Below are 3,444 nucleotides of genomic sequence, written 5' to 3'. Positions count from 1 at the left end.
TTAGAGCGCACCCCTGATAAGGGTGAGGTCGGCAGTTCAAGTCTGCCCAGGCCTACCAATAAAAAAGGCAAGAAGTCAGCAACAAGGTGTTTGGTTTTTTAAATGGATTTCGCATAAAAAACACAAACAATTTGTTCCTGGTTTTTACCAGTCAAACTCCGAGCGGGTTTGAGTTGTTTAACAAAGTGGCAAAGTTTTAAGTTGTAATTAAGTTGTAATACTGCTGATTAAAGACGAGTGTAAATTATCACGAATCAGTGGGTAGTCGACGACGGGTTTGACGGTGAGGTTTGAAAGAGTCTCACTGAAAGAATCAATAGACGATTACACACGAAGTTCTGATCAAGCGCACCTGTCCGGTGAAATCGAAATCATGTTACAAACTAGAGAGATCCGTTGTTTTTATTAACGTTGATCACGTTGTCGTGCGCTGTTGGTACAAAGCGAACGTGTGATGAGTGCTGATAAGAATGACACTATCGAAGTGTAATAGTCGTACAGTCGTTTGAATTATATGGTCAAGCGACTAAGTGCAGACGGTGGATGCCTTGGCAGCTGGAGGCGATGAAGGACGTAGGAGCCTGCGAAAAGCGTGGGGGAGTTGGCAAACAAACGTTATATCCCACGATGTCCGAATGGGGAAACCCACCCAGTGTAAGCTGGGTATCGCATACTGAATACATAGGTATGCGAGGCGAACGAGGGGAACTGAAACATCTAAGTACCCTTAGGAAAAGAAATCAACCGAGATTCCCTGAGTAGCGGCGAGCGAAAGGGGACTAGCCGATCTCAATTTAGGTAGTGGAACAGTCTGGAAAGGCTGGCGATAGAGGGTGATAGCCCCGTACACGAAGCCTAAGTTGGGACATATTAAGTAGGTCGGGACACGTGTTATCTTGACTGAACATGGGGGGACCATCCTCCAAGGCTAAATACTCCCAGCTGACCGATAGTGAACCAGTACCGTGAGGGAAAGGCGAAAAGAACCCCTGTGAGGGGAGTGAAATAGATCCTGAAACCGTCTGCATACAAGCAGTGGGAGCAGACTTGTTCTGTGACCGCGTACCTTTTGTATAATGGGTCAGCGACTTATTGTCAGTGGCAAGGTTAAGCGAATAGCGGAGCCGTAGCGAAAGCGAGTCTTAATAGGGCGCTTAGTCGCTGGCAATAGACCCGAAACCGAGCGATCTACCCATGGCCAGGTTGAAGGTGCCGTAACAGGCACTGGAGGACCGAACCCACTAATGTTGAAAAATTAGGGGATGAGCTGTGGGTCGGAGTGAAAGGCTAATCAAGCTCGGAGATAGCTGGTTCTCCCCGAAAGCTATTTAGGTAGCGCCTCGGACTTACACCTACGGGGGTAGAGCACTGTTTGGGCTAGGGGGTCATCCCGACTTACCAACCCCATGCAAACTCCGAATACCGTAGAGTGCTATCCGGGAGACAGACGGCGGGTGCTAACGTCCGTCGTCAAAAGGGCAACAACCCAGACCGCCAGCTAAGGTCCCTAATATCCATTAAGTGGGAAACGATGTGGGAAGGCACAGACAGCTAGGAGGTTGGCTTAGAAGCAGCCATCCTTTAAAGAAAGCGTAATAGCTCACTAGTCGAGTCGGCCCGCGCGGAAGATTTAACGGGGCTCAAATGGATAACCGAAGCTGCGGATTCATACTTTGTATGAGTGGTAGGGGAGCGTTCTGTAAGCCGATGAAGGTGGATTGAGAAGTCTGCTGGAGGTATCAGAAGTGCGAATGCTGACATGAGTAACGACAAGGGGAGTGAAAAACTCCCCCGCCGGAAGATCAAGGTTTCCTGTCCAACGTTAATCGGGACAGGGTTAGTCGGCCCCTAAGGCGAGGCAGAAATGCGTAGTCGATGGGAAACGGGTTAACATTCCCGTACTACTTATTATTGCGATGGAGGGACGGAGAAGGCTAGGCCAGCACAGCGATGGTTGTCTGTGTTTAAGGTTGTAGGCTGGGATCTTAGGTAAATCCGGGGTCCTAAGGCTGAGAGCCAATGACGATTTCTGACTTCGGTCAGAGAGAAGTGGTTGATGCCATGCTTCCAAGAAAAGCTTCTAAGCTTCAGGTAATAAGTAACCGTACTGTAAACCGACACAGGTGATCAGGTAGAGAATACCAAGGCGCTTGAGAGAACTCGGGTGAAGGAACTAGGCAAAATGGCACCGTAACTTCGGGAGAAGGTGCGCCGGTGTTGGTGATGAGACTTGCTCTCTAAGCTGACGCTGGTCGAAGATACCAGGCCGCTGCGACTGTTTATTAAAAACATAGCACTCTGCAAACACGTAAGTGGACGTATAGGGTGTGACGCCTGCCCGGTGCCGGAAGGTTAATTGATGGGGTTATCTTCGGAGAAGCTCTTGATCGAAGCCCCGGTAAACGGCGGCCGTAACTATAACGGTCCTAAGGTAGCGAAATTCCTTGTCGGGTAAGTTCCGACCTGCACGAATGGCGTAACGATGGCGGCGCTGTCTCCACCCGAGACTCAGTGAAATTGAAATCGCAGTTAAGATGCTGTGTTCCCGCGGCTAGACGGAAAGACCCCGTGAACCTTTACTATAGCTTGGCACTGAACTTCGAACCTATTTGTGTAGGATAGGTGGGAGGCTTTGAAGCGTGATCGCTAGATTGCGTGGAGCCATCCTTGAAATACCACCCTGGTATGTTTGGGGTTCTAACGTTGGTCCCTTATCGGGATTACGGACAGTGTCTGGTGGGTAGTTTGACTGGGGCGGTCTCCTCCCAAAGAGTAACGGAGGAGCACGAAGGTACCCTCAGCATGGTCGGAAATCATGCAATGAGTGCAATGGCATAAGGGTGCTTGACTGCGAGACTGACAAGTCGAGCAGGTACGAAAGTAGGTCATAGTGATCCGGTGGTTCTGTATGGAAGGGCCATCGCTCAACGGATAAAAGGTACTCCGGGGATAACAGGCTGATACCGCCCAAGAGTTCACATCGACGGCGGTGTTTGGCACCTCGATGTCGGCTCATCACATCCTGGGGCTGAAGCCGGTCCCAAGGGTATGGCTGTTCGCCATTTAAAGTGGTACGCGAGCTGGGTTTAGAACGTCGTGAGACAGTTCGGTCCCTATCTGCCGTGGGCGTTGGAGAATTGAGAAGAGCTGCTCCTAGTACGAGAGGACCGGAGTGGACGAACCTCTGGTGTTCGGGTTGTCATGCCAATGGCATTGCCCGGTAGCTATGTTCGGACGGGATAACCGCTGAAAGCATCTAAGCGGGAAGCCTCCTTCAAGATAAGTTCTCCCTGGGATTTAATCCCCTGAAGGGCCGTGGAAGACCACCACGTTGATAGGCTGGGTGTGGAAGCGTTGTGAGGCGTTGAGCTAACCAGTACTAATTGCCCGTGAGGCTTGACCATATAATTGAAAAGATTGTGCGACTACAGCAATCGATACAAT

Annotated in this window: 1 rRNA gene; it reads left to right on the top strand. The window is 50.3% G+C overall.

Going from position 1 to position 3,444, the window contains the following annotated elements:
* Nucleotides 1-516: 516 nt before the first annotated feature.
* Nucleotides 517-3,404, top strand: a 23S ribosomal RNA gene (locus ACYUCY_RS18230).
* Nucleotides 3,405-3,444 lie beyond the last annotated feature (40 nt).

This window comes from Aurantivibrio infirmus (assembly GCF_054767315.1).
The sequence above is the reverse complement of the archived record's forward strand: the minus strand, read 5'-3'. Positions and strand labels throughout refer to the sequence as shown.